The sequence below is a fragment of the Kineococcus lubricus genome (genome assembly GCF_050871965.1).
Classification (GTDB): domain Bacteria; phylum Actinomycetota; class Actinomycetes; order Actinomycetales; family Kineococcaceae; genus Kineococcus.
The window spans coordinates 15,341-38,366 of record NZ_JBJLSK010000010.1; the positions used below are offsets into that span (position 1 = coordinate 15,341).

The 23,026-nt window shown below is 75.3% G+C and carries 20 protein-coding genes; 10 read left to right on the forward strand and 10 right to left on the reverse strand.

Annotated elements, in window-relative coordinates; translation table 11 throughout:
• Window positions 1-18: 18 nt before the first annotated feature.
• The 3 genes from ACRYRX_RS09215 to ACRYRX_RS09225 form a co-directional block, all read right to left on the reverse strand.
• Window positions 19-234, reverse strand: a complete 216-nt coding sequence (locus ACRYRX_RS09215; RefSeq protein WP_432511558.1) for a hypothetical protein — start codon at window positions 232-234, stop codon at window positions 19-21.
• 11 nt (window positions 235-245) lie between these two features.
• Window positions 246-1,454: an RNA polymerase sigma factor gene (locus ACRYRX_RS09220; protein ID WP_432511559.1), complete on the reverse strand. Its 1,209-nt coding sequence runs from the start codon at window positions 1,452-1,454 to the stop codon at window positions 246-248.
• Window positions 1,455-1,586: 132 nt separating this feature from the next.
• On the reverse strand, window positions 1,587-1,820 hold the full coding sequence (locus ACRYRX_RS09225; protein WP_432511560.1) for a hypothetical protein: 234 nt from the start codon (window positions 1,818-1,820) through the stop codon (window positions 1,587-1,589).
• Between the two features lie 81 nt (window positions 1,821-1,901).
• On the opposite strand from ACRYRX_RS09225, the gene ACRYRX_RS09230 reads away from it, so the two are divergent.
• Both ACRYRX_RS09230 and ACRYRX_RS09235 read left to right on the forward strand, forming a co-directional pair.
• On the forward strand, window positions 1,902-2,300 hold the full coding sequence (locus tag ACRYRX_RS09230; RefSeq protein WP_432511561.1) for a MerR family transcriptional regulator: 399 nt from the start codon (window positions 1,902-1,904) through the stop codon (window positions 2,298-2,300).
• A 34-nt stretch (window positions 2,301-2,334) separates the two neighbouring features.
• Window positions 2,335-3,339 carry an aldo/keto reductase gene (locus ACRYRX_RS09235; RefSeq protein WP_432511562.1) on the forward strand — a complete coding sequence of 335 codons (1,005 nt, stop codon included), beginning with the start codon at window positions 2,335-2,337 and terminating at the stop codon, window positions 3,337-3,339.
• Between the two features lie 72 nt (window positions 3,340-3,411).
• Here the strand turns inward: ACRYRX_RS09235 and ACRYRX_RS09240 are convergent, their stop codons facing one another.
• Window positions 3,412-4,770 carry an MFS transporter gene (locus tag ACRYRX_RS09240; RefSeq protein WP_432511563.1) on the reverse strand — a complete coding sequence of 453 codons (1,359 nt, stop codon included), beginning with the start codon at window positions 4,768-4,770 and terminating at the stop codon, window positions 3,412-3,414.
• Between the two features lie 144 nt (window positions 4,771-4,914).
• On the reverse strand, window positions 4,915-5,589 hold the full coding sequence (locus ACRYRX_RS09245) for a GntR family transcriptional regulator (RefSeq protein ID WP_432511564.1): 675 nt from the start codon (window positions 5,587-5,589) through the stop codon (window positions 4,915-4,917).
• Between the two features lie 115 nt (window positions 5,590-5,704).
• On the opposite strand from ACRYRX_RS09245, the gene ACRYRX_RS09250 reads away from it, so the two are divergent.
• Window positions 5,705-6,586 (forward strand): sugar phosphate isomerase/epimerase family protein, encoded by an 882-nt coding sequence (locus ACRYRX_RS09250; RefSeq protein WP_432511565.1) that lies wholly within the window; start codon window positions 5,705-5,707, stop codon window positions 6,584-6,586.
• Here ACRYRX_RS09250 and ligA read toward each other — a convergent pair.
• On the reverse strand, window positions 6,551-8,473 hold the full coding sequence (ligA, locus tag ACRYRX_RS09255) for an NAD-dependent DNA ligase LigA (protein WP_432511566.1): 1,923 nt from the start codon (window positions 8,471-8,473) through the stop codon (window positions 6,551-6,553). The genes ACRYRX_RS09250 and ligA overlap by 36 nt on opposite strands.
• 84 nt (window positions 8,474-8,557) lie before the next feature.
• On the opposite strand from ligA, the gene ACRYRX_RS09260 reads away from it, so the two are divergent.
• Window positions 8,558-9,766: an esterase-like activity of phytase family protein gene (locus ACRYRX_RS09260; protein ID WP_432511567.1), complete on the forward strand. Its 1,209-nt coding sequence runs from the start codon at window positions 8,558-8,560 to the stop codon at window positions 9,764-9,766.
• 22 nt (window positions 9,767-9,788) lie between these two features.
• Here ACRYRX_RS09260 and ACRYRX_RS09265 read toward each other — a convergent pair whose 3' ends face one another.
• Both ACRYRX_RS09265 and ACRYRX_RS09270 read right to left on the reverse strand, forming a co-directional pair.
• Window positions 9,789-10,334, reverse strand: a complete 546-nt coding sequence (locus ACRYRX_RS09265; protein ID WP_432511568.1) for a GNAT family N-acetyltransferase — start codon at window positions 10,332-10,334, stop codon at window positions 9,789-9,791.
• A complete protein-coding gene (locus tag ACRYRX_RS09270; protein WP_432511569.1) occupies window positions 10,327-11,325 on the reverse strand; it encodes a uroporphyrinogen decarboxylase/cobalamine-independent methonine synthase family protein in 999 nt (332 codons plus the stop codon). Before ACRYRX_RS09270 ends, ACRYRX_RS09265 begins: the two co-directional genes overlap by 8 nt.
• A 113-nt stretch (window positions 11,326-11,438) precedes the next feature.
• On the opposite strand from ACRYRX_RS09270, the gene ACRYRX_RS09275 reads away from it, so the two are divergent.
• The 3 genes from ACRYRX_RS09275 to ACRYRX_RS09285 all read left to right on the forward strand — a co-directional run bounded on the left by ACRYRX_RS09275 (window position 11,439) and on the right by ACRYRX_RS09285 (window position 16,529).
• The gene (locus tag ACRYRX_RS09275) at window positions 11,439-13,136 is read left to right on the forward strand and encodes an alpha/beta hydrolase (protein WP_432511570.1); all 1,698 of its coding nucleotides are present in this window, start codon (window positions 11,439-11,441) and stop codon (window positions 13,134-13,136) included.
• A 74-nt stretch (window positions 13,137-13,210) separates the two neighbouring features.
• Window positions 13,211-14,479, forward strand: coding sequence for a DUF445 domain-containing protein (locus tag ACRYRX_RS09280; protein ID WP_432511571.1), 1,269 nt, complete (start codon window positions 13,211-13,213; stop codon window positions 14,477-14,479).
• 97 nt (window positions 14,480-14,576) lie between these two features.
• On the forward strand, window positions 14,577-16,529 hold the full coding sequence (locus ACRYRX_RS09285; RefSeq protein WP_432511572.1) for a putative bifunctional diguanylate cyclase/phosphodiesterase: 1,953 nt from the start codon (window positions 14,577-14,579) through the stop codon (window positions 16,527-16,529).
• Here the strand turns inward: ACRYRX_RS09285 and mnmA are convergent.
• A complete protein-coding gene (gene mnmA, locus ACRYRX_RS09290; protein WP_432511573.1) occupies window positions 16,472-17,569 on the reverse strand; it encodes a tRNA 2-thiouridine(34) synthase MnmA in 1,098 nt (365 codons plus the stop codon). The two genes, ACRYRX_RS09285 and mnmA, sit on opposite strands and share 58 nt — an antisense overlap.
• Entirely contained in the window at window positions 17,569-18,804 is a 1,236-nt protein-coding gene (locus tag ACRYRX_RS09295) for a cysteine desulfurase family protein (RefSeq protein WP_432511574.1), read from the reverse strand. The genes mnmA and ACRYRX_RS09295 overlap by 1 nt, the downstream gene beginning before the upstream one ends.
• A 34-nt stretch (window positions 18,805-18,838) precedes the next feature.
• Here ACRYRX_RS09295 and glgX point away from each other — a divergent pair, with 34 nt between their 5' ends.
• The 3 genes from glgX to ACRYRX_RS09310 are packed head-to-tail and all read left to right on the forward strand — an operon-like array spanning window position 18,839 to window position 23,009.
• Window positions 18,839-21,001: a glycogen debranching protein GlgX gene (gene glgX, locus ACRYRX_RS09300; RefSeq protein ID WP_432511575.1), complete on the forward strand. Its 2,163-nt coding sequence runs from the start codon at window positions 18,839-18,841 to the stop codon at window positions 20,999-21,001.
• The gene (locus ACRYRX_RS09305) at window positions 20,998-21,714 is read left to right on the forward strand and encodes an alpha/beta fold hydrolase (protein ID WP_432511576.1); all 717 of its coding nucleotides are present in this window, start codon (window positions 20,998-21,000) and stop codon (window positions 21,712-21,714) included. The genes glgX and ACRYRX_RS09305 overlap by 4 nt, the downstream gene beginning before the upstream one ends.
• Window positions 21,711-23,009, forward strand: coding sequence for a Kelch repeat-containing protein (locus tag ACRYRX_RS09310; protein ID WP_432511577.1), 1,299 nt, complete (start codon window positions 21,711-21,713; stop codon window positions 23,007-23,009). Before ACRYRX_RS09305 ends, ACRYRX_RS09310 begins: the two co-directional genes overlap by 4 nt.
• Window positions 23,010-23,026: the final 17 nt, after the last annotated feature.

Sequence of the window (23,026 nt, forward strand, 5' to 3'; positions counted from 1 at the left end):
GTCGTGGACGTCACCGGATCACGACCGGGGACCTCGCCGGGGGGAGCGGCGCAGGTCGTCCACCGTGCGCCGCTCGTCGTCCTGCCGGGTCTCCTCGACGTCCCACGCGTCGGTCGTCGAGCGGTCGCTGAGAGCGGTGAGGCACTCCCGGCACACCGCCCGCCCGTTCCAGACCGTCACCGCCTCGATCTCCGAGCCCTCCCCCAGGAGGTGCTCGGCGCAGAGCAGGCCCATCTCAGCTCCGGTCAGTCGAGGTAGTCGCGCAGGATGCTCGAGCGCGAGGGGTGACGCAGCTTCGACATCGTCTTGGACTCGATCTGGCGGATCCGCTCGCGGGTCACGCCGTAGACCCTGCCGATCTCGTCGAGCGTCCTGGGCCGGCCGTCGGCCAGGCCGAAACGCATCGAGACCACGCCGGCCTCGCGCTCGGACAGGGTGCCCAGGACCGAGTGCAGCTGCTCGCGCAGCAGGGTGGAGGTGACCGCGTCCAGGGCGTCGACCGCTCGCGCGTCCTCGATGAGGTCACCGAACTCGGAGGCGCCGTCCTCGCCCAGCGGGGCCTGCAGCGAGATGGGCTCGCGGCTGTGCCTGCGCACCTCGGCGATCTTCTCCGGGGTCGTGTCGAGCTCCACGGCGAGCTCCTCCGGAGTGGGCTCGCGGCCCAGGTCCTGCAGCATCTGCCGCTGGACGCGGGCGAGCCTGTTGATGACCTCGACCACGTGCACCGGGATGCGGATGGTGCGGGCCTGGTCGGCCATCGCGCGGGTGATGGCCTGGCGGATCCACCACGTCGCGTACGTCGAGAACTTGAAACCCCTGGTGTAGTCGAACTTCTCGACCGCGCGGATCAGACCGAGGTTGCCCTCCTGGATCAGGTCCAGGAACAGCATCCCGCGGCCGGTGTAGCGCTTGGCGAGCGAGACGACCAGACGCAGGTTCGCCTCGATCAGGTGGGCGCCGGCCGTCCGGCCGTCCTGCACGATCCACCACAGCTCGCGCCTGAGGACCGGGTCGACGTCGCCGCCGGAGTGCAGCTTCTCCTCGGCGTACAGACCGACTTCGATGCGCTGGGCGAGTTCGACCTCCGAAGCGGCGGTCAGCAGGGGCACCCGGCCGATCAACCGCAGGTAGTCCTTGACCGGGTCCCCCGTGGCGCCGGCCGTGGTGAGCTGCGCCGCCGGTTCCCCGCTCTCCTCACCGGCACCGCCGCCGTCGACGGCTCCACCGTCCTCGTCCCGGACGCTGCGCGAGCGGGTCACCCGGCTCGCGGGGACCGCCCGCACCGGCGGCCGGGCACGGACGGTCTGCACCGCGGACCCGTCGCCGACCGGGCGCCGGCCGACGTCAGCCACCGCCCCGACGAGCCGCAGGTCCTCCTCCGTGCCGGGCACCGCGACCACGCCGGTCGTGCGGAACCTGCTCGGGAGGTCCTCGAGGGTGGGTGTGGGTGACATGTGCGGCCCTTCGTCGCGAGTGTGGTGCCGAACCGTGCTCGAACCTCTCACCGCGACGTGCCCGGAAGCCGTGGGACGTGGGTGCTGCCTGAGCACCGACGTCGCACGAACACGGCATCACCGATACCGCCATCAGACCACAGAACCGGCCGAGATCGGCACGATCGCCGTCCGCACCTCCCGAGGAGCCGGAGCCGAGTTCGTGCGGCGGGGGTCCAGGAGGTCCCCGCTGCACCACCGAACCCTGGAGGTGCCCGGCCAGGGCGCGCAGCCGACGGTGTGCGCCTCGCGCAGCAGCGTGTCCCACCGCAGCCGGTCCGGGTGGTCGTGGACGACGTCGAAGGCCACGTCGGCGGGGACGCTCACGCCGTCCAGGCGTGCCGGCCCGCGCGGCTCCGGGCCCACGCCCGTGCGCGCCGCGGTCGCTGCCGGGGGCAGACTGGCGCCGTGGACGAGCCGAGAGCAGGAGGGACGCCGGGGATCGGCATCGCCGACGCGGCGGACCGGCTGGGGATCAGCGCGCACACCCTGCGCTACTACGAGACGGCCGGGTTGCTGGTGGACCCGCCGGGGCGGGACGAGGCCGGCCGCCGCTGGTACACCGAGGACCACCTGCGCTGGATCGAGATGGTGCAGCGGCTGCGGGCCACCGGGATGCCGGTGCGGGGGGTGCGGGCCTACGCGGACCTGTGCCGGGCCGGGGCGGGGAACGAGGAGGCGCGCCTGACGCTGCTGCACGCCCACCGCGACCAGGTGCGCGCCCAGCTCGCGGAGGTCGCCGCCCACCTGGCGGCGATCGAGGTGAAGATCGCGCTCTACGAGGGCTCGCGGGCCGTCCCCGCTTGACTTCGAGCGCGCTCGAAGGCGCAGGCTCGGCGACATGAGCGAAACACTGCCGACCCGTGTCCTGGGCCGCGCCGACCACGGCACCGCCCTCACCGTCTCCGCCCTCGGCCTCGGCTGCATGGGCATGAGCGAGTTCTACGGCGCCGGTGACGAACAGGAGTCGTCCGCCACGATCGGCGCCTTCCTCGACGCCGGCGGCACGTTCCTCGACACCGCCGACATGTACGGCCCCTTCACCAACGAGGAACTCGTCGGCCGCGCGATCGCCGGCCGCCGCGACGAGGTCGTGCTCGCCACGAAGTTCGGGAACGAGCGCCGTCCCGACGGGACCCGCCGCGTCAACGGCACCCCCGGGTACGTGCGCGCGGCGTGCGACGCGAGCCTGCGGCGCCTCGGCGTCGACCACGTCGACCTGTACTACCAGCACCGCGTCGACCCCACCGTCCCCGTGGAGGAGACGTGGGGCGCGATGGCCGAGCTGGTCACCGCCGGGAAGGTCCGTCACCTCGGCATCAGCGAGGCCGCCCCCGACACGATCCGCCGCGCGCACGCCACCCACCCGGTGACGGCCGTGCAGACCGAGTGGTCGCTTTGGACGCGCGACGTCGAGGAGAACGGCGTCCTGGCGACGGTGCGGGAGCTGGGCATCGGCTTCGTGCCGTACTCCCCGCTGGGCCGGGGGTTCCTGTCGGGGGCGATCCGCAGCGTCGACGACCTCGCCGCGGACGACTTCCGCCGCGCGAACCCCCGCTTCCAGGGGGAGAACTTCCAGCGCAACCTGCAGCTCGTGGACGAGGTGCGTTCCCTGGCCGCCGACCGGGGCGTCACCGCGGGGCAGGTGGCGCTGGCGTGGTTGCTCGCGCAGGGCGGGGACGTCGTGCCGATCCCCGGCACCAAGCGCCGCACCTACCTCGCGGAGAACCTGTCGGCCCTGGACGTGGAGCTGACCGGCGAGGACCTCGCCCGTCTCGACGCGGTGCTGCCGGTGGGGGTGACGGCCGGGGACCGCTACCCGGACATGTCCACCGTGCACCGCTGAGTCGTCCCCGCGGGACGGGCCGGGCGGCGGCCGGGAACCCCGGCAGCCCCCCGGCCCGCGTCCGGGACGGGTTCAGGACGCGACGGTCTGCGCGGCAGCGCCTTCCCGGGCGGCGCGCTCGGCGGCGGCGTCGGACAGGCGGCGCGACAGCGGGTTCGTGTCGCGGGTGAGGGCGGCGGCGACGAGGCCGATCAGGCCGTAGACGCTGAACAGGACGGCCGGGCCGTGCCAGCCGAACGACTCGTACAGGCTGACCGCCCAGAAGGCGGTGAACCCGGAGACGACGGCCGACAGCTGGTAGGCCAGCGAGGCGCCGCTGCTGCGGGTCCCGGTCTCGAACAGCTCGGGGAACCAGCTCGACTGCGTCCCGGCCAGGGAGTTCTGGCAGATCGTGAAGCTCACGACGAAGGCGACGACGATGAGGACGAGGTTCCCGGTGTTGGCCAGCAGGAACAGCGGGATGCCCATGACGACCATGAGCGCGGTGCCGAACAGGTAGACGGGTTTGCGGCCGACGCGGTCGGTGAGGCGGCCCCACAGCAGGGTGGCCGGGAAACCCAGGAGCGCGGCGATCACGAGCGCCATGATGGTGTCGGAGGCGGTGGCGAGGTCGCGCTGCTTCACGTACGCCGTGAGGTAGGTGATGGCGACGGCGTACCCGGCGGTCTCGGCGATCCGCATCCCGAACGCGCGCAGCAGGTTCCGCCAGTCGGAGCGGATGACCTCGACGAGCGGGTTCTTCGCGATCTCGCCGCTCTCCTTGGCCGTCTCGAACTCCGGCGACTCGGTGATCCTCAGGCGGATCCAGATCCCGGCGACGATGAGGACACCGCTGAGCAGGAACGGGACGCGCCACACCCAGTCCCCGGGCAGGCCGGCGCTGGCGAAGAAGGCGAGGTTGGCGAGCAGCAGCCCGAGGGGGAAACCGGCCTGCGGGATCGCGCCGTACTGGCCCTTGCGCCGCCAGGGGGCGTGCTCGTAGGTCATGAGGATCGCCCCGCCCCACTCGGCACCGAACGCCAGGCCCTGGATGATCCGGACGACCGCGAGCAGGATCCCGGCCGTCGCGCCGATGCTGGCGTAGGTGGGCAGCAGGCCGATGCTGAACGTCGCCAGGCCCATGACGATGAGCGAGCCGATGAGGACCGGCTTGCGGCCGATCTTGTCCCCGAGGTACCCGCCGACGATCCCGCCGAGCGGGCGGGCGGCGAACCCGACGCCCAGGGTGGCGAAGGACAGCAGCACGGCCGTCGTGGGGTCGGACTCGGGGAAGAACACGTCACCGAAGTAGAGGCCGGCCGCGGTGCCGTACCCGATGAAGTCGTAGTTCTCGATGGTGGTGCCGACGGTCGACCCGAGCGCCACCCGCTTGCGGTGCGGGGTACCCAGGACCGGCGTGCTGGTGGCGGGCGCCGAGGGGTGTGAAGTCACTCGTCCATCTCCTTCGATTGGACCCGTCCGTCCCACTCTGGACCGGGCGGACCCAGTGTGTGGATGCTGCCGAACTCTGTCAACAGTGCAACACGACGAGGGTCTTCGGGACGCACCCCTCCCCCGGGAGGGGGGTCGGGGGAATCAGCTCAGCGACGCGGCGACGTGGTCGGCCGCCTGGACCATGTGGGTGCGCAGGAACGCCCGGCCGGCCTCGGCCTCGCCGCGCTCGATGATGTCGACGAGCGGCGCGTGCCGGTCCACGGCCATGTTGTCCAGGGCCATGTCGGCCCCGGCGGCGGTGATCGCCGCCCGCGCCTGGCCGCTGACGTGCAGCCAGGACTGCAGCAGCGTCTCGTTGCCGCAGGCCCGGCACAGCGCCTCGTGGAACTCCAGGTCGCGGGTGACGAGCTCGGCCAGCGGCAGGCCGGGCTCGGCCATGCGGTCCAGGCGCGCGCGCAGCTCGGCCACCACCGCCGACCGGTCCTCCAGGCGGCACAGCTCCTCGCAGGCCAGGGCCTCCAGCGCGGCGCGGACGGCGAAGACCTCCCGCACCTCGCGGGCGTCCAGGACGCGCACGCTGAGCCGGCCGCGGGCGTCGGGGACGAGCAGCCCCTCCTGCTGCAGGTGGCGCAGCGCCTCGCGCAGCGTGCCGCGGGACACCCCGAGGGACTCGCTGAGCTCGATCTCGGCGAGGTGGGTGCCGGGGGCGAGCACCCCGGTGCTGACCGCGTCGCGCAGCTTGACGAGGATCTGCTCGCGGCGCGTCGTGCGCTCGACGGCGCCCAGGGAGCTGAGGGGACCGCCGCTGGAGACCATGCGTCGGAACCTACCGCCCGGCCGCGCGGGAGGGGGAACCCGCAGGGGGGCTCGTTGACTGTCAACAGTTCGACAGTTACCGTGGAGCTCTGCCTCGACGCGGAGGGAACCCGCTGTGACGACACACCCCCTGGACGCCGATCGCGTGCTCTGCTCGACGATCACCTTCCGGCACCTGCCGCTGGCCGCCGCCCTGCGCACCACCACCGACCTCGGGTTCCGCGGCATCGACCTCGGCGCCCTGCCCGGCGTGTGCGACCACGTCCCCTACGACCTCACCCGCGAGGCCGTGCGCGAGGTCACCGACGTCGTCCGCGCCTCCGGCGTCACCGTCCGCTCGGTCAACGGCGACGTCGGCGACCTCAACGTCCCGCTCGACCACGACGGGTACGCGCAGCGGCGCCTGCACACCGAGCGCCTGCTCGACCTGTGCGAGGGCATCGGCGCCACGGCCCTCGTGCTGCCCAACGGCCGCCAGGACCACGACCCCGTCCGCGACCTCGCCGCCGACCAGCAGCTCGTCGCCGAGGAGCTGTCGACGACCGCCGAGCTCGCCGCCGACCGCGGCCTGCAGCTGTGGGTCGAAGCCCCCCACTACTTCCGCCTGAACTTCGACCTCGAACGGTCCCTGGCGCTGTACGACCTGCTGCCCGCCACCGTCGGCGCCGTGCTCGACGTCAGCCACGTCGTCGCCTCCGGCTCCACTCCCCGCGAGTTCCTGCGGCGCCTCGGGCACCGCACCAAGCACGTCCACCTGCGCGACGCCACACCCGCGCGGGACGGGGCGCCGGGGTACATCAACCACAGCATCGGCAACGGCGAGGTCGACTTCGACGACGCCGTCGCCGCCCTGGCCGGGATCGGCTACGACGGCGCCCTCGCCCTCGAGCTCGAGACCCGCGACGTCACGGACGACGAACGCCCCGCCGCCGCCCTGCGCGCCGGGGAGCACATCAGTTCCCTACTGGCCCGGCACCACGAGGAGATCAGCGCATGACCGAGAAGACCCAGCGGACCGTCGTCGTGACCGGAGCCGGATCGCCGCGCGGCATCGGCCGCGCCACCGCCCGCCGCCTGGCCCGGGGCGGGGGGGGGGGGGCCGGCCGTGGCCGGGGGGGGGGGGGGGGGGGGGGGGGGGGGGGGGGGGGGGGGGGGGGGGGGGGTGGGGGGGCCGCGGGGGGGGGGGGGTGGGGGGGGGGGGGGGGGGGCGGCCCCCCCCCCCCCCCCTCGACCCGAACTGCTCGGCCAGCGCCCGGGCCGCGGTCGGGCCGACGTGCCGGATCGACAACCCGACCAGGACCCGCCACAACGGCTGGGACTTCGCCGCGTCGAGGTTCTTCAGGAGCTTGCGGCCGTTGGCCGAGACCGCCCCGGCCTTGGTGGTGAACAGCGGGGTGGCGGCCAGGTCCTCCTCGGTGAGGGTGAACACGTCCCCCTCGTCCTCGATGACCCCGCTGGCCAGGAGGGCGGTCGCGGCCTCGTACCCGAGGGCCTCGACGTCGAAGGACCCGCGCCCGGCGAGGTGGAACACGCGCTCGCGCAGCTGCGCGGGGCAGCTGCGGGAGTTGGGGCAGCGGATGTCGACGTCGTCGGCCTTCTGCCGGGCCAGGGGCGTCCCGCACTCGGGGCACTCGGTGGGCATGACGAACTCGCGCTCGTCGCCGGTGCGGGAGTCCACGACGGGCCCGAGCACCTCGGGGATCACGTCACCGGCCTTGCGGACCACGACGGTGTCGCCGATGAGCACGCCCTTGCGCTTGACCTCGTCGGCGTTGTGCAGGGTCGCCATCTTCACGGTGGACCCGGCGACGAGCACGGGTTCGAGGACGGCGAACGGGGTGACCCGGCCGGTGCGGCCGACGTTGACCTGGACGTCGTGCAGGACCGTGGTCACCTCCTCCGGCGGGTACTTGTACGCGATGGCCCAGCGGGGCGCGCGCGAGGTCGTCCCCAGCCTGCGCTGCAACGGGACCTGGTCGACCTTGACGACGACGCCGTCGATCTCGTGCTCGACGTCGTGCCGGTGCTCGCCGTAGTACCGGACGTAGTCGGCGACCTCGGGCAGGGTGTCGACGACCTTCACCCGCGGCGACGTCGGAAGCCCCCAGGCGGCGAGCTTGGCGTACGCCTCGAACTGGGACGCGTTCTCCATGCCGCGGCGGGACCCGATGCCGTGCACCAGCATCCGCAGCGGGCGGGTCGCGGTGACGCGGGGGTCCTTCTGCCGCAACGACCCCGCCGCGGCGTTGCGGGGGTTCGCGAACGGCGCCCTGCCCGCCTCGACCAGCCCGGCGTTGATCGCCGCGAAACCGTCGAGGTGGAAGAACACCTCGCCGCGGACCTCCAGGAACTCGGGGACATCGTCGCCGGTGAGTTCCTGCGGGACGTCGTCGATGGTGCGGACGTTGTACGTGACGTCCTCGCCCGTGCGGCCGTCGCCGCGGGTGACCCCGCGCACGAGCCGGCCGCGCTCGTAGACGAGGTCGATCGCGAGGCCGTCGATCTTCGGCTCGCACAGGTACCGCGCGCCCGCGCCGACCTCCTTCTCCACCCGGGCCGCCCACGCGGACAGCTCGTCGAGGGTGAAGGCGTTGTCCAGGCTGAGCATCCGCTCGGGGTGGTCGACGGTGGCGAACTCGGTGGAGAACGTGCCGCCGACGGTCTGGGTGGGCGAGTCGGGGGTCCGCAGCTGGGGGTGCTCCTCCTCCAGCGCGCGCAGCTCCCGCTCCAGCTCGTCGTACTGCCCGTCGCTCAGGGGCGAGGAGTTGCGCACGTAGTAGGCGAAGCGCGCGGCCTCGATCCGCGCCACGAGCTCCTCCCAGCGGTGTCGCGCCGGGGCCGGCGGGGAGCTGGGGATGGCACTGTCGTCGCTCACGGGTCCCATCCTGCCGCGAGGGTCCGACACGCGCCCACGAGCGTTCACCGGCAGGACGCTCAGGGGACGCTCAGCGACCCTACGGTCACCGCCATGATCACCCCCCGCACCTGCAGGACGCTCGCCCTCTCGGCCGCGCTGGCCACCGCCGCCGTCGCCGGCTCGGCCCTGACCGCCACCGCGGGCGACGACGCCCCCTCCCTCGCCGTGCCCGCGCAGAGCGCGAAGCTCCTCGACCGGCAGGTCCTGCCCGCGCTGACCTTCGGCGAGCCGGTGCCCAGCGGCGCCGGCATCGAGACCGCCAACGGGGTGCCCGTCCCCTTCGAGGCCCAGCCCGTCCAGGGCTTCTCCGGCAACCTCGTCCAGCCCGACGGCTCCTACCTGGTGCTGTCGGACAACGGCTACGGCACGAAGGCCAACAGCGGCGACTTCCTGCTCGCCGTGCACCGCCTCACCGACAGCGGCGACGGGACCCTCGCCGTGGCCCCCGGCGGCTTCACCCTGTCCGACCCGTACCGGAAGGTCACCTGGGACCTGACCCGCGAGGACCGCCGCCTGACCGGTTCCGACTTCGACCCCGAGAGCTTCCGCCAGGCCCCCGACGGGACGTTCTGGTTCGGCGAGGAGTTCGGCCCGTACCTGCTGCACACCGACGCCGCCGGCCGGCTGATCGACGTACCGGTGCCACTGCCCGGCGTCGCCTCGCCCGACAACCCCGAACTCGGGACCGCCGAACCGAACCTCGCCTCCAGCAAGGGTTTCGAGGGCATGGCCCAGTCGGCCGACGGGCGCTACCTGTTCCCGATGCTCGAGGGCCCCGTCGCCGGCGACGACCCGCAGGACCTGCGGGTGCTCCGGTTCGACACCGTCGAGGACCGGTACCGCGGCGAGGCGTTCACCTACCGGATGGAGTCGCCGCGCAACGCGATCGGGGACCTGACCCAGGTCGACGACCACCGTTTCCTCGTCCTGGAGCGTGACAACGGCCAGGGCCCGACGGCCGTGTTCAAGGCGGTGTTCCTCGTCGACACCAGCGTCACCGACGCCGCCGGGCACCCGCTGAAGACCCAGCTGGTGAACCTCATGGCCGTGCCGGACCCGGACGGGGTGGCGGGCGAGCTCAGCGAGGAGTCGGGTTTCCTCACGTTCCCGTTCACGACGATCGAGAGCGTCGACGTCACCGGCGAGCACACCATCGTCGTCGGCAACGACAACAACTTCCCGTTCTCGGCCGGCCGCGCCGAGGGCACGCCGGACGACGACGAGTTCCTCACCATCGAGGTGCAGGCCGACCTGTCCTGACCCGCACCGCCGCCACCCCCGGTCAGGGCACCTGGGCCGGGGTGGCGGTGGGGCGCCGCAGCACGACGAACTCCAGGTCGTCGCGCAGCGGGCGCCCGAACCGCTCGTCGCCGTACGGGAAGGGCTTCCGGTCCCCGGTGCGGGCGAACCCGAGCCGCTCGTACCAGGCGATGAGGTCCCCGCGCTGGGCGATGACCGTCATCTCCAGGAACGCCGACCGCCAGCGCCGCACGGCCTCGGCGTCGGCGTGCGCGAGGAGCCGGCGGCCGATCCCGCCGCCCTGGGCGGCGGGACTCACGGCGAACGTCCCGAAGTACCCGCCCTCCCCCGCGCGGCGCAGTTCGCAGCAGCCCAGCAGGTCCTCGCCGCGCTGGGCCAGCAGCAGCACCGAGTCCTCGCCGCCGACGACCGCGCCGATCCCCGCGGCGTCGGTGCGCTGCCCCTCCAGCAGGTCCGCCTCGGTCGTCCAGCCGCCGCGGCTGGGCTCCCCGCGGTAGGCGGACTCGACGAGCGCGACGACGGCCGCGACGTCGGCCGCGGTCGCCTCGCGGAACACCAGGTCAGTCACCGGACGCCTCCTCCAGGGCAGCGGCCGCCTCGCGCAGCCGGGTCAGCAGGCCGCGCACCGCGGCGGGGTCGGTGCCGGCCAGTCCCGCGACCGGGGTCACGACGACGTCGGCGAGCCCGGTCGCGGGCAGGCCCACGCGCCGCCACGGCACCCGGACGGCGTCGACGAGCCCGGCCACCGGCGGCGGGGCCGCGTCCACCGGCAGCACCCCGGCCCACAGCCGCAGACCCTCCTCGACGCAGGCCGCGACGGACTCCCACCCGGCCGCACCGAGCGCCCGCACGTCCACGGCGACCCCCGCGGCCCCGGCCTCGCGGACCAGCGCCCACGGCGCCTCCTCGACGGGCAGCCGGACGACCGGTTCGGCCCCGGCGGCCCGGACCGCGGCCAGCACGTCCCGCAGGCCGTCGCGCACCTCGGCGCGGTCCACGGCCCGCAGCGTCCCGTACCCCGACTGCGTCGGCAGCCGCCCGGCCAGGACCGCGGCGAGCGAGGGTTCCTCCACGTGCACGACCGGCCGGGCCCCGGGCACGAGGCGGCGCACGTCCGCGACGTGCCGGGCCAGGCCCTCGGCGAGGGAGGCCACGACGTCGCGGCGGGCGCCGGGGTCGGAGACGGACCGCTCCCCGCGGGTCAGCTCGACGGCCGCCAGCAGCGACCAGGGGCCGACGACCGCGAGCGCGAGCGGCCCGGCCCACCCGTCGGCGGCCTCGGCCAGCTCGTCGAGGTCGGCCCGCCAGAACGCGCCCGCGCGGGCGGCGTCGCGGCCGGGGGCGTCGACGAACCGCCAGCCGGCGGGCTGCCGGTCCACCGGCAGGTCCACGAGCAGCGCCGCGGTGCGGCCCACCGGGTCGGCGCCGGGGCCGCGGGCGGGCAGCTGGGCCAGGTGCGGCACGTGCGGGGGGTCGCCGAGCTCGCCGAAGACGGTCCGGGCGGCCTCGCGGGGGTCCTCGCCGGGCATCGACCCGACGGCGGCAGCGGTTCCTGGCACGCCGCGACGCTACCGGCTGCGCCGCACCCGTCCCGCCCGGGCGGTCCGACGAAGGTCGGACCCGGCCCCCACCGCAGGTCACTGGCGCGCGGCCGCGGGGGGCGAGTGGATGGGTGTCGTTCACAGCAGACTCCTGGGAAGGGCTCACCGTGCACCACCGCCGCCGTCCAGCCGTCGCCGCCGCAGGCGTCCTCGCCCTCGCCGGCTCGTTCCTGCTGGCCGTCCAGCCCGCCGCGGCCGCTCCCGTCAGCGCCGTCGAGCGCGAGTTCACCGAGCGCACGCCCGAGCGCTACCGCGACCAGCAGCTGGCCTGGGCCCCGTGCTCGGCGCAGCAGGTCGGCCCCCTCGCGAGCCTGGTCGGCGGGCTGGAGTGCGCGCAAGTCGCCGTCCCGCGCGACTGGGACTCCCCCGAGGAGGGGGAGGCGCTGCAGGTCACCATCAGCCGGGAACCGCGGCAGGGCCCGCGACCGGAGCGCACGATCATCACCAACCCCGGCGGCCCCGGCGGGGCGGGGCTGTCGATGGCCGCGCTGGGCTCCTCGGTGCCCGCGCTGGCCGGCACCGAGGTCATCGGGCTCGACGTGCGCGGCACCGGGGCCAGCTCCGCCCTGACCTGCGGGGCGGACGTCCCGGCGGGCGAAGCGGCGCCGGACGTGCGCGACCGCTCCCCCGAGGCGCTGGCCCTGGCGGCGAAGCAGGCGCGCACGGTGGCCGAGGCGTGCGCGGCGGACCCGCTGGCGGACGTCGTGAACACCCGGCAGACGGTCTACGACATCGACCTCGTCCGCGACGCGCTGGACCGCGAGACCGTCGACTGGGTCGGGTACTCCGGCGGGACGTGGCTGGGGACGCAGTACGCGACGCACCTGCCCGGCCGCGTCGGCCGGTTCGTGCTCGACTCCACGGTCGACGCCACGGCCGGGTACCAGGAGGTGTTCTCCTACCAGCCCATGGCGTTCCAGCGCCGGTTCGAGCAGGACTTCCTGCCGTGGGTGGCCTCCCAGCACGCCACGTTCGGGCTCGGGACGAACGCCGAGGAGGTCGGGGCGACGTACGAGCGGCTGCGCGCGGGCCTGGTGCGGCACCCCCTGGTGCTGCCGGGGCTGCTGCACGTCGACGGCAACGTGCTGGACTCCCTGACCGTCCAGGCCCTCTACTCGAAGGACTCCTTCGCGCTGCAGGCGTGGGTCCTGACCGCCCTGCAGGCCGTCGAGGCGCTGCGCGGCGGCACCGGCGCCCCGGTCCCGGCGGGGGTGTCGGCGCACCTGGCGGACCTGGTGCGGCAGCTGGACCCGACCGGCCCCACCGAGGCGCAGAAGATGCAGGCCACGTTCTTCGCCACCACCTGCAACGACAGCCCGTGGACCACCGACCAGGCCTACTGGGACGCCCGGGGGAACGAGCAGGGCGCGAAGTACCCGCTGGTGGGGTACTCGCAGTCCACGCAGGTCTGCGCGTACTGGGACCGCCCTGAGCTGGACCTGCCCGAGGTGACCGGGGCGGACCTGCCGCCGCTGCTCATCGTGCAGTCCCGCAACGACCCCGCGACGGCGTACGAGGGCGCCCTGAAGACGCACGAGGCGCTGGGCTCCTCGGTGATGATCACCGTCGAGGACGAGGGCGATCACGGCCTGTACGGGATGGGCAACGCCTGCGTCGACGACGTCGTCGGGGCGTTCCTCACCACCGGTGAGGTCCCGGCGGGCGACGTGACCTGCCAGGGTTCGCCGGCCCCGGTGCCCTCCGGGACCGGTGGCGGCGACGTCGTGGCCGAGGTGCTGCGCGCGGCCCGGGCAGCGGTGACCCGGTGAGACCCCCGGTGGGGGCGAGGTCGTTCGTGGCGTCCCCCGCGGGTGGGTGAGGATGACCCCGTGAGGTCGACCACGTGAGCACCCCCCGCCCGCCCGCCCTCGGCGCCGACGGCGTCTCCGACGACGAGCGCCGCCGGGCGCTGCGCCGCATGCGGCTGCTGGCCACCGGCCTGCTGGTCCTGGCCGCCGTCGTGTACGCGCTGACGACCGGGCGCGCGGGCGGGTGGGGGTTCGTCAACGCGGCCGCCGAGGCGGCCATGGTGGGGGCCGTGGCGGACTGGTTCGCCGTGACGGCGATCTTCCGGCACCCGCTGCGGCTGCCCATCCCGCACACCGCGCTCATCCCGCGCCGCAAGGAGGCCCTCGGGCAGAGCCTGGAGCAGTTCGTCGCGGAGAACTTCCTCGCCGAGGACGTCGTGCGGGACAAGGTGGTGCGGGCCGGCATCCCCCGGCGGGTGGGGACCTGGCTGGTCGAGCGGGGCGGGTCCGAGCGCGTCGTGGAGGAGGCGTCCACGATCCTCACCGGCGCGCTGGGCATCCTGCGCGACGAGGAGGTCACCACCGTCATCGACCAGGTCCTGGTGCGCCGCCTCGGGGCGCAGCCGTGGAGCCCGACGCTGGGGCGGCTGCTGGGCGAGGTCGTCAACGAGGGCACCCACCACCCCGTCGTGGACCTCACGCTCGTGGAGGTCCAGACGTGGCTGCGCGCCAACGAGGACCGCGTGCGCCGCATGGTCACCGACCGCGCCCCGCTGTGGGCGCCGGACTGGCTCAACGACCGCCTCGGCAAGCGGGTCTACACCGAGGCCCGGACGTGGGTGGACGACGTCGTGGCCGACCCCGGGCACGCCGGGCGCAAGGCCATCGACGACCTGCTGGCCCGCTACGCCGACGCGCTGCAGAACGACCCCGAGACCCGCGCCAAGGCCGACGAGTTCCAGCAGCGGCTGCTGAGCTCGCCCGGCCTGGCCGACACCGTCGCCGGGTTGTGGTCCACCGTGCGCGGCCTGCTGCGCGAGGCGCTGGACGACCCGGGCAGCTCGCTGCGGGTGCGCAGCACCGAGGCCCTCGTCGACGTCGGGCACCGGCTGGTGCAGGACGAGGCGTTCGCGCTGCGCGTCCAGGGGCACCTCACCGACGCCGCCGGGCACGTCGTGCGCCGCTTCGCGCCCGAGCTCGCGACCGTCATCTCCGACACCGTCGCCCGCTGGGACGGCGACGACGCCGCCCGCCGCATCGAGCTGCACGTGGGCCGGGACCTGCAGTTCATCCGGATCAACGGGACCGTCGTCGGCGGCCTCGTCGGCCTCGCCATCCACGCCGTGACGGTCCTGGTCAGCTGAGCACCGCCTGAGCACGGGCGGGGCACCGGCCCCCTCGCCTGGGCCGATCGGGTGTTCTAGACGCGGGTCGGGGCCCCGGCGCGTCGATGGACACCCGGTGAGCCCCACCCGTGACCTGCTGCGACGCGCCGGCACCGCCTTCTCGCTGCTGCCGCGGGGGCGGATGCTGCCCGACGAGGTGTGGCAGCGGCGGCACGGGGCGATCGTGCGGGTCGCCGCCGTCCAGGCCGCCCTCCTGGTGGTGTTCGGCGCGTTCCTGGGGCACCCGCCGCTGGTCTGCGTGGCCGGCGGGGTGCTCGTCGCGGCCCCCCTGGCGCTGGCGCTGCCCGCCTCGTACGGGCGGAAGGTGCGCTCGGCGGGGGCCTCGATCAGCCTGTTCCTCGCCTCCACGGTGCTCGTGCAGTTCTGGGAGGGGCAGACCGAGGCGCACTTCCACTTCTTCGTCATGGTCGGCCTCGTCGCCCTCTACCAGGACTGGGTGCCGTTCTCGATCGGGCTGGGCGTCGTCGTCGTCCACCACGGCCTGCTGGGCACGCTGGAACCGCGGTTCGTCTACAGCCACCACGCCGCGCAGCACCACCCGTGGGGGTGGATGGCGATCCACGCCGGGTTCGTCCTGGCCGCCAGCGCGACGCACCTGGCGTCGTGGCGGCTCAACGAGCAGCAGGGCCTGCGGGACCCGCTGACGGGGCTGGCGAACCGGACGCTGCTGCTGGAGTTCCTGACCCGGGCGGTGGCCCGGCGCGAGCAGGTCGGGGTCCTGTTCGTCGACCTCGACGACTTCAAGAACGTCAACGACTCCCGCGGTCACGCCGCCGGCGACCAGCTGCTGCTGGCCGTGGCGCAGCGGCTGCGGGCCTCGGTGCGCGGCGGTGACCTCGTCGCCCGCCTGGGCGGGGACGAGTTCGCCGTCGTCATCCACGGCGGGCAGGCCCCGGCCCGCCGCGTCGGGGAACGGTTCCTGGGCAGCCTGGCCCAGCCCGTCGACGTCGAGGGCCAGCAGGTGTACGTCCACGCCAGCCTCGGCACGGCCGACACCTCCACGATGTGCGGGTCCCGCTCGGAGCTGGACGCCTCCGCCGAGCTGCTGCGCAACGCCGACCTGGCGATGTACTGGGCCAAGTCCAGCGGCAAGAACCGGCTCGTCGCCTACTCCGAGGGCATGGCGCAGGAGGCGCACGACAAGGCGGTGCTGCGCGAGGACCTGGGCCAGGCGCTCGCGGCCGGCCAGCTGGAGGTCCACTACCAGGCGACGATCGACTTCCGCCGCACCGGCGACGGCGAGCAGCCGCAGGCCAAGGGGTACGAGGCGCTGCTGCGCTGGCGCCACCCCGAGCGCGGCATGATCTCCCCGCTGGAGTTCGTGCCGCTGGCCGAGGCCAGCGGCGACATCCTGCCCATCGGCTCGTGGGTGCTGCGCACGGCCACGCAGCAGGCCGCGCGGTGGACCGCCGAGCGCGGCCACCCCGTCGGTGTCGCGGTGAACCTGTCGGCCGTGCAGCTGGCCTCCGACGACGTCCTCACCGTCGTGCGGGACGCGTTGCGCGACAGCGGGCTCCGTCCGCACCAGCTGACGCTGGAGGTCACCGAGAGCCTGCTGGTCGACGACCTGGAGGCGGTGTCGGCGCGGCTGGCGCAGCTGCGCGCGGCGGGGGTGCTCGTCGCGATCGACGACTTCGGGACGGGGTACTCCAGCCTGTCGTACCTGCGCCGGCTGCCCGTGGACACCGTGAAGATCGACCGGTCGTTCATCAGCGACCTGGCCCACGGCGGGTCGGCCACGACGCTGGTCGCCTCGATCATCGAACTGGCCCGCAGCCTGGGCCTGGACGTGGTCGCCGAGGGCGTGGAGACCGAGCAGCAGGCGCAGGTGCTGCGCGACCTCAGCTGCACGTACGCGCAGGGCTACCTGTACGCCCGGCCCCAGCCGGCCGGGGAGCTGGCGACGGACCGGGCCACGCCCCAGGTCCCGGCCCAGGTCCCGGCCCGGGCTCAGGCCCCGGTGGTGCCCGCGATCGTCGCCGAGCCCAGGACGCGGGTCCCCCGGTAGACCGCGACCGTCTGGCCGGGCGCGACCCCGGTCAGCGGCTCGCGCAGGTCCACGTGCAGCTGCGGGTCCGCCCCGGCGGACGACCGCAGCTCGGCGACCGCGGGCACGGGCTCGCCGTGGGCGCGCACCTGGACGTGGACCTCCACGGGCCCGGCCGGGGGCGGGCAGTTCCAGACCGGGTCCACGGCCCGCAGCCCCGACACCGACAGCCGCCCGGCCGGGCCGACGGTCACGGTGCGCCGGACCGGTTCGATGCTCAGGACGTAGCGGGGGCGGCCGTCCGGCGCCGGCCGGGAGATCCCCAGGCCCTTGCGCTGGCCCACGGTGAAGCCGTACGTGCCGGTGTGGGTGCCCAGGACCTGCCCGTCCTCGTCGAGGATCTCCCCGGGCACCTCCCCCAGCTTGTCGGCCAGGAACCCGCGGGTGTCGCCGTCGGGGATGAAGCAGATGTCGTGGCTGTCGGGCTTGGCCGCCACCGGCAGCCCCCGGCGCTCGGCCTCGGCCCGGACCTGCGCCTTCGTGGGGGCGTCGCCGAGGGGGAACATCGCGTGGGCGACCTGGTCGGCGTCCAGCACCGCCAGCACGTACGACTGGTCCTTGGCGGCGTCGGCGGCGCGGTGCAGCTCGGCGGTGCCGTCCGGGCCGGTCACGACGCGGGCGTAGTGGCCGGTGGCGACGGCGTCGAAGCCCAGGGCGATGCCCTTGTCCAGCAGCGCCGCGAACTTGATGCGCTCGTTGCAGCGCACGCACGGGTTGGGCGTGCGGCCGGCGGCGTACTCGGCGACGAAGTCCGCCACGACGTCCTCGACGAAGTCGTCGGACAGGTCCCACACGTAGAACGGGATGCCCAGCAGGTCCGCGGCGCGGCGGGCGTCGAGGGAGTCCTCGATGGTGCAGCACCCCCGCGAGCCGGTCCGCAGGGTGCCGGGGTTGCGGTTCAGGGCCATGTGCACGCCGACGACCTCGTGCCCGGCGTCGACGACCCGGGCGGCGGCGACCGCGGAGTCCACGCCGCCGCTCATGGCGGCCAGGACGCGCATCAGGCACCCCCGGCCAGGGCCGGACGGCGGCGGGACCGGTCGCGGCGGGCCCCGGAGGCGCGCCGGGCGCGCTCCACGGCCGGGCCGACGGCGGCCAGCGCGGCGTCGACGTCGGCGTCGGTGGAGCTCCAGCCCAGGGAGAAGCGCAGCGCCCCGGCCGCCTCGGCCGCCTCCACGCCCATCGCGAGCAGGACGTGGCTGGGCTGCGGGACACCGGCCTGGCAGGCCGACCCGGTGGAGCACTGCACGCCCGCCGCGTCGAGCAGGTAGGTCAGGGAGTCGCCCTCGCAGCCGGCGAAGGTGACGTGCGCGTTGCCCGGCAGCCGCCCCGGGCCGGGCGCGGCGCCGCGGACCACCGCCCCGGGCACCGCCGCCAGCCCCGCCAGCAGCCGGTCGCGCAGCGCGGACACCCGCGCGACCTCCTCCGGCAGGGCGTCGACGGCGGCGCGCAGCGCGGCGGCCGTCGCCACCGCCCCGGCGGCGTCGAGGCTGCCGGAGCGGACCCCGAGCTCCTGCCCGCCGCCCTGCAGCAGCGGCACCAGCGTCGTCCCGCGCCGCACCAGCAGGGCGCCGGTGCCGACCGGGCCGCCGAACTTGTGCGCCGACAGCGACAGCAGGTCCGCGCCGGAGGCGGCGAAGTCGACGGGCAGGTGCCCCACGGCCTGCACGGCGTCGGTGTGCAGGGGCACCCCGGCCGCGCGGGCGAGCGCCGCGGCGCGCGCGACCGGCTGGACGGTCCCGACCTCGTTGTTCGCCCACATCAGGGACACGCAGGCCACCGTGGCCGCGGCGTCGCCGTCGAGCTGCTCGGCCAGGGCGTCGAGGTCCACCAGGCCGGTGCCGTCGACCGGCAGCCAGGTGACCTGCGCGCCCTCGCGCGCTTCGAGCCACTCCACGCAGTCCAGGACGGCGTGGTGCTCGGTGGCGGTGAGCAGGATGCGCCGGCGGCGGGGGTCGGCGTCGCGGCGCGCGCGGTAGAGACCGGTGAGGGCGAGGTTGTCGCTCTCGGTGCCGCCGGAGGTCCAGACGACCTCGCCGGGGCGGGCGCCGAGCAGCTCGGCGACGGTCTCGCGGCTCTCCTCCACGCTCACCCGGGCCGCTCGCCCGGCCGAGTGCAGCGAGGAGGGGTTGCCCGCGCCCCGGGCCGTCTGGGCGACCCACGCGTCGAGGGCCTGCGGGCGCAGGGCCGTCGTGGAGGCGTGGTCGAGGTAGGCGCGCTGGGGGTCCGCCGTCACGCCCTCGAGTGTAGGTAACTGACAGACTGCCCCGGTGCCCGTCCCCACCCGCCCCGCGACCGCCGCCGAGACCACCCGCAGCCACCCGCTGGGCGTCACACCGCGCGCGGACGGGTCGGGGTCGGACGTCGCGGTGCTCGCCGCGCACGCCGACGCCGTCGAGGTGTGCGTGTTCGCCGCCGACGGCACCGAGACCCGCACCCGGCTGCCGGACGTCGAGCTCGGCGTCTGGCACGGGCACGTGCCGGGGCTGGTCGTGGGGTCGCGGTACGGCCTGCGCGTGCACGGCCGCTGGGACCCCGAGCGGGGGCTGCGGCACAACCCGGCGAAGCTGCTGCTGGACCCCTACGCCCGCGGCGTCGAGGGCGAGGTGGGGCTGCGGCCGGAGATCTTCGGCCACGCCGTGGACGAGGACCTGCGCGGCGACCTGGCCGTCGCCGACCCCCGCGACAGCGCCCCGCACGTCCCCCGCGGCGTCGTCGTGGCCCCGCTGCCGCCGGACCTGCGGGTGCGCGAGGACGAACGGCCGCGGGTGCCGTGGGCGGACACGGTGGTCTACGAGGCCCACGTGCGCGGCCTGACGCAGCGCTTCCCCGGCCTCCCCGAGGACGTGCGCGGCACGTACGCGGCGCTGGCCCACCCCGCCGTCCTGGAGCACCTGACGTCCCTGGGCGTCACCGCGCTGGAACTGCTGCCGATCCACGCCAGCACCTCGGAGATCGCGCTGCGCCGGCGCGGGCTGTCGAACTACTGGGGGTACAACACCCTCGCCTTCAACGCCCCGCACCCGGGGTACGCGACCCGCGCGGCGCAGCAGGCCGGGCCGCAGGCGGTGCGCGAGGAGTTCCGCGGGGCGGTCGCGGCCCTGCACGCCGCGGGCATCGAGGTCCTGCTCGACGTCGTCTACAACCACACCTGCGAGGAGGGGCCCGACGGCCCGCACCTGTCGCTGCGCGGGCTGGACGACGCCACGTACTACCTGCGCGACGCCGGGGGGCGGCCGTTCGACGTCACCGGCTGCGGGAACTCCCTCGACTTCGCCGAGCGCCGCGTCGTGCAGTTCGCGCTGGACTCCCTGCGGTACTGGGTCACCGAGTACGGCGTGGACGGTTTCCGGTTCGACCTCATGACGACGCTGGCCCGCGGCCGCGACGGGTTCTCCCCCGACCACCCGTTCCTCGTCGCGCTGGCCGCGGACCCGGTCCTGACGCAGACCAAGCTCGTCGCCGAACCCTGGGACGTCGGCCCCTTCGGCTGGCGCACCGGGCAGTTCCCGCCGCCGCTGCACGAGTGGAACGACCGGTTCCGCGACGGGGTGCGCCGGTTCTGGTTGTCGGACGCGCGGGAGATCGGCGCGGGGTACTCCCCGCCGGTCGCCGCCGGCCGGGGCCTGCGGGAACTGGCGACCCGCTTCGCCGGGTCCGCCGACACGTTCGACGTCCAGCGGGGCCGGCTGACGAGCGTGAACTTCGTGACGGCCCACGACGGGTTCACGCTGGCCGACCTCGTGTCGTACGACCGCAAGCACAACGAGGCCAACGGCGAGGGCAACCGCGACGGCAGCGACTCCGACACCAGCTGGAACCACGGCGTGGAGGGCGAGACGTCCGACGCGACGGTCCTGGAGCTGCGCCGCCGCAGCATCCGGAACCTGTTCGCGACGCTCGTGCTGTCCTCCGGCGTCCCGATGATCACCGCGGGCGACGAGTTCGGCCGCACCCAGGGCGGGAACAACAACGCCTACTGCCAGGACAACGAGGTCGGCTGGATCGACTGGGACCTGGACGGCTGGCAGCACGACCTGCTCGGCGACGTGCGTGAGCTGCTGGCCCTGCGGCGGCGTTACCCGGTGCTGCGCGAGGCCGGGGTGCGGCGCGGGTCGCCGGTGCGCGAGCAGCGGCAGGACCTGCTGTGGTTCGCCGAGGACGGCGCGCCGATGAGCGTGGAGAAGTGGCACGAGGGCGACCGGCGGATCCTGCAGGTCCTCGTCGACGGCCGCGACCGGGGCCAGGACTCGGTGCTGGTCGTCGTCAACGGCGGGGCGCGGCAGCTGGACGTCACCCTGCCCACCGTCGAGGGACTGCCGAAGTTCTTCCCCCGCTGGGCCTCCACCCCCGACCGCCGCCGGCGGGCCGCCCCGGCGGGCCGTTCGCTGCGGCTGGCGCCGTGGTCGGTGCGGGTGCTGGCCAGTTCGTGACCGGGCCGCCGGGACCGCTGGTCCTGGTCCCCGGGATCGGCTGCGGTACCACGCAGTTCCGCCGCCTGCGGCCGGGGCTGGCCGGTCGCGACGTCCTGGCGCTGGACCTGCCCGGCCACCGCGGCGCCCCGCCGGTCCCCCGGGTGTCGCTGGCGGCGGTCGCCGCGCGGATCGCCGAGCAGGTGCCGCCGGGGTCGGTGCTGGTCGGGCACAGCACCGGCGGCGTCGTGGGGCTGCTCGTCGCAGTCCGCCGCCCCGACCTGGTGTCGCGGCTGGTGGTGCTGGACTCCAACCTGCCGGTCACCGCCGACGCGCTGGCCCGCAAGGCCGCGCGCGCCGCGCAGGTCCGTTCCCCGCGCTGGCGCGAGGTGCTGGAGGAGTCCATGCGCACCGCGTGGGGCCCGCGGGAACCGGGACTGCGCGAGCAGGTCGTGGCCGGGATCCTCGCCACGCCGCCGGAGGCGGTGCGGGGGCTGTGGGCCGACGTCCTCGACCTGGACCCGCGGGAGCTGCTCGCGGCGCTGGCCGTCCCGGCGCTGCACGTGCGCTCCAGCCGGGACGTCGACCTGGCGGCGCTGGCGGCGCTGAACCCGCGGGTGCGCGGGGTGGACCTGCGAGGGCTGGAACCCGGGCACTGGCCGCACCTGACCGAACCGGCGGCGGTGCTGCGGGCCCTGCACGGGTTCCTGGGGAGCCCTAGCCTCGAGGGGTGAGCGGGACGACGCGGCGGGCCGTGGTGCTGGGGGCGCTGGCCGCCCCGCTGCTGACGGCCTGCCGGGACACCCCACCGGAGGCGGCCCCGCGGGTGCGGCCCTCCCCCGACGTCCGGGGCTGGACGGAACTGCCCGCCGCCCCGATCGGCGCGCCGGTGCTGCGCCGGGGGCAGGCCGGGGTGTGGACCGGGGAGCAGGTGCTCGTCTGGGGCGGTGCGTCCCCGCGCGCCGACGGGTGCGCGGTGGCCGTCACCGCGGACGGCGCCGCCTGGACGCCCGGTGGGGCGGACCGGCGCGGGTCCTGGGCGACGCTGGCGGCGGCTCCGCTGGAACCGCGCAGCGGTGCGGGGTTCTGGTGGACGGGCAGCAGCGCCGTCGTGGTCGGCGGGGTCGACCCGTGGGCGGAGTGCGAGACGCGCCCGGCGGGCCGGCTCGACGTCGCCGCGTACGACCCCGGCACCGGTTCCTGGCTGCGGTGGCCCGACCTGCCCTGGCCCGCGGGCACCGTCGTCGACGCGAGCGGCTGGACCGGCGAGGCGCTCCTGGTGTTCTCGGTGTCGGCGGGGGCGTGGACCCTGCGGCCGGGCGGGGCGGCGTGGACCCGGCTGCCCGACCCGCCGCTCGCCCCGCAGGGCCCGTCGTCGCGGGCCTGGCTGAACGGCTGGTGGACCGGGTCGGAGTGGCTCCTGCTCGGCGCGGCGCACGACGCCGCCCCGGTGCCCGTGGGCCTGGCCCTGGACCCGGCGCGCCCGGCCTGGCGGGTCCTGGACCCCGGGCCGCTGGCGGGCTACGCCGTGGACGCCGTGTGGACCGGGACCGAACTGCTCGCGTTCGACCCCGCGGCCGGGCTCAGCCGCCTCGACCCGGCGACCGGCCGGTGGAGCCGGGGCGGACCGGGCCCGCTGGACGGCCTCGGCGGCCGGGACGACGGACCGGTCCTGGCGTGGACGGGCACCGAGCTCCTCGTCTGGGGCGGCTACCGCGCCGCCCGGGACGGGGGGGGGGTGTGCATGGACGGCAACGGCGTGGACGACGCCGCGTTCGCGTACGGCGGGACGTGCAACCCCGCGACCGGTCCGCTCGCGGCGGCCCACGCCCCGGCGACCGGTGCGTGGCGCTCGCTGCCGGACGGGCCGTGGCAGCGCCGCACCGGCAGCACCGCCGTGTGGACCGGGCGGGAGCTGTTCCTGGCCGGGGGCGTCGACCTGGAGGAACGCCGCGCCGGGGGGACGCCGCCGTTCCCCGACCGCGCGGGGCACGCGTTCGCGGTCCTCGACCCCTCCGCCGGCGGCTGAGCCGGGCTCACCACCCC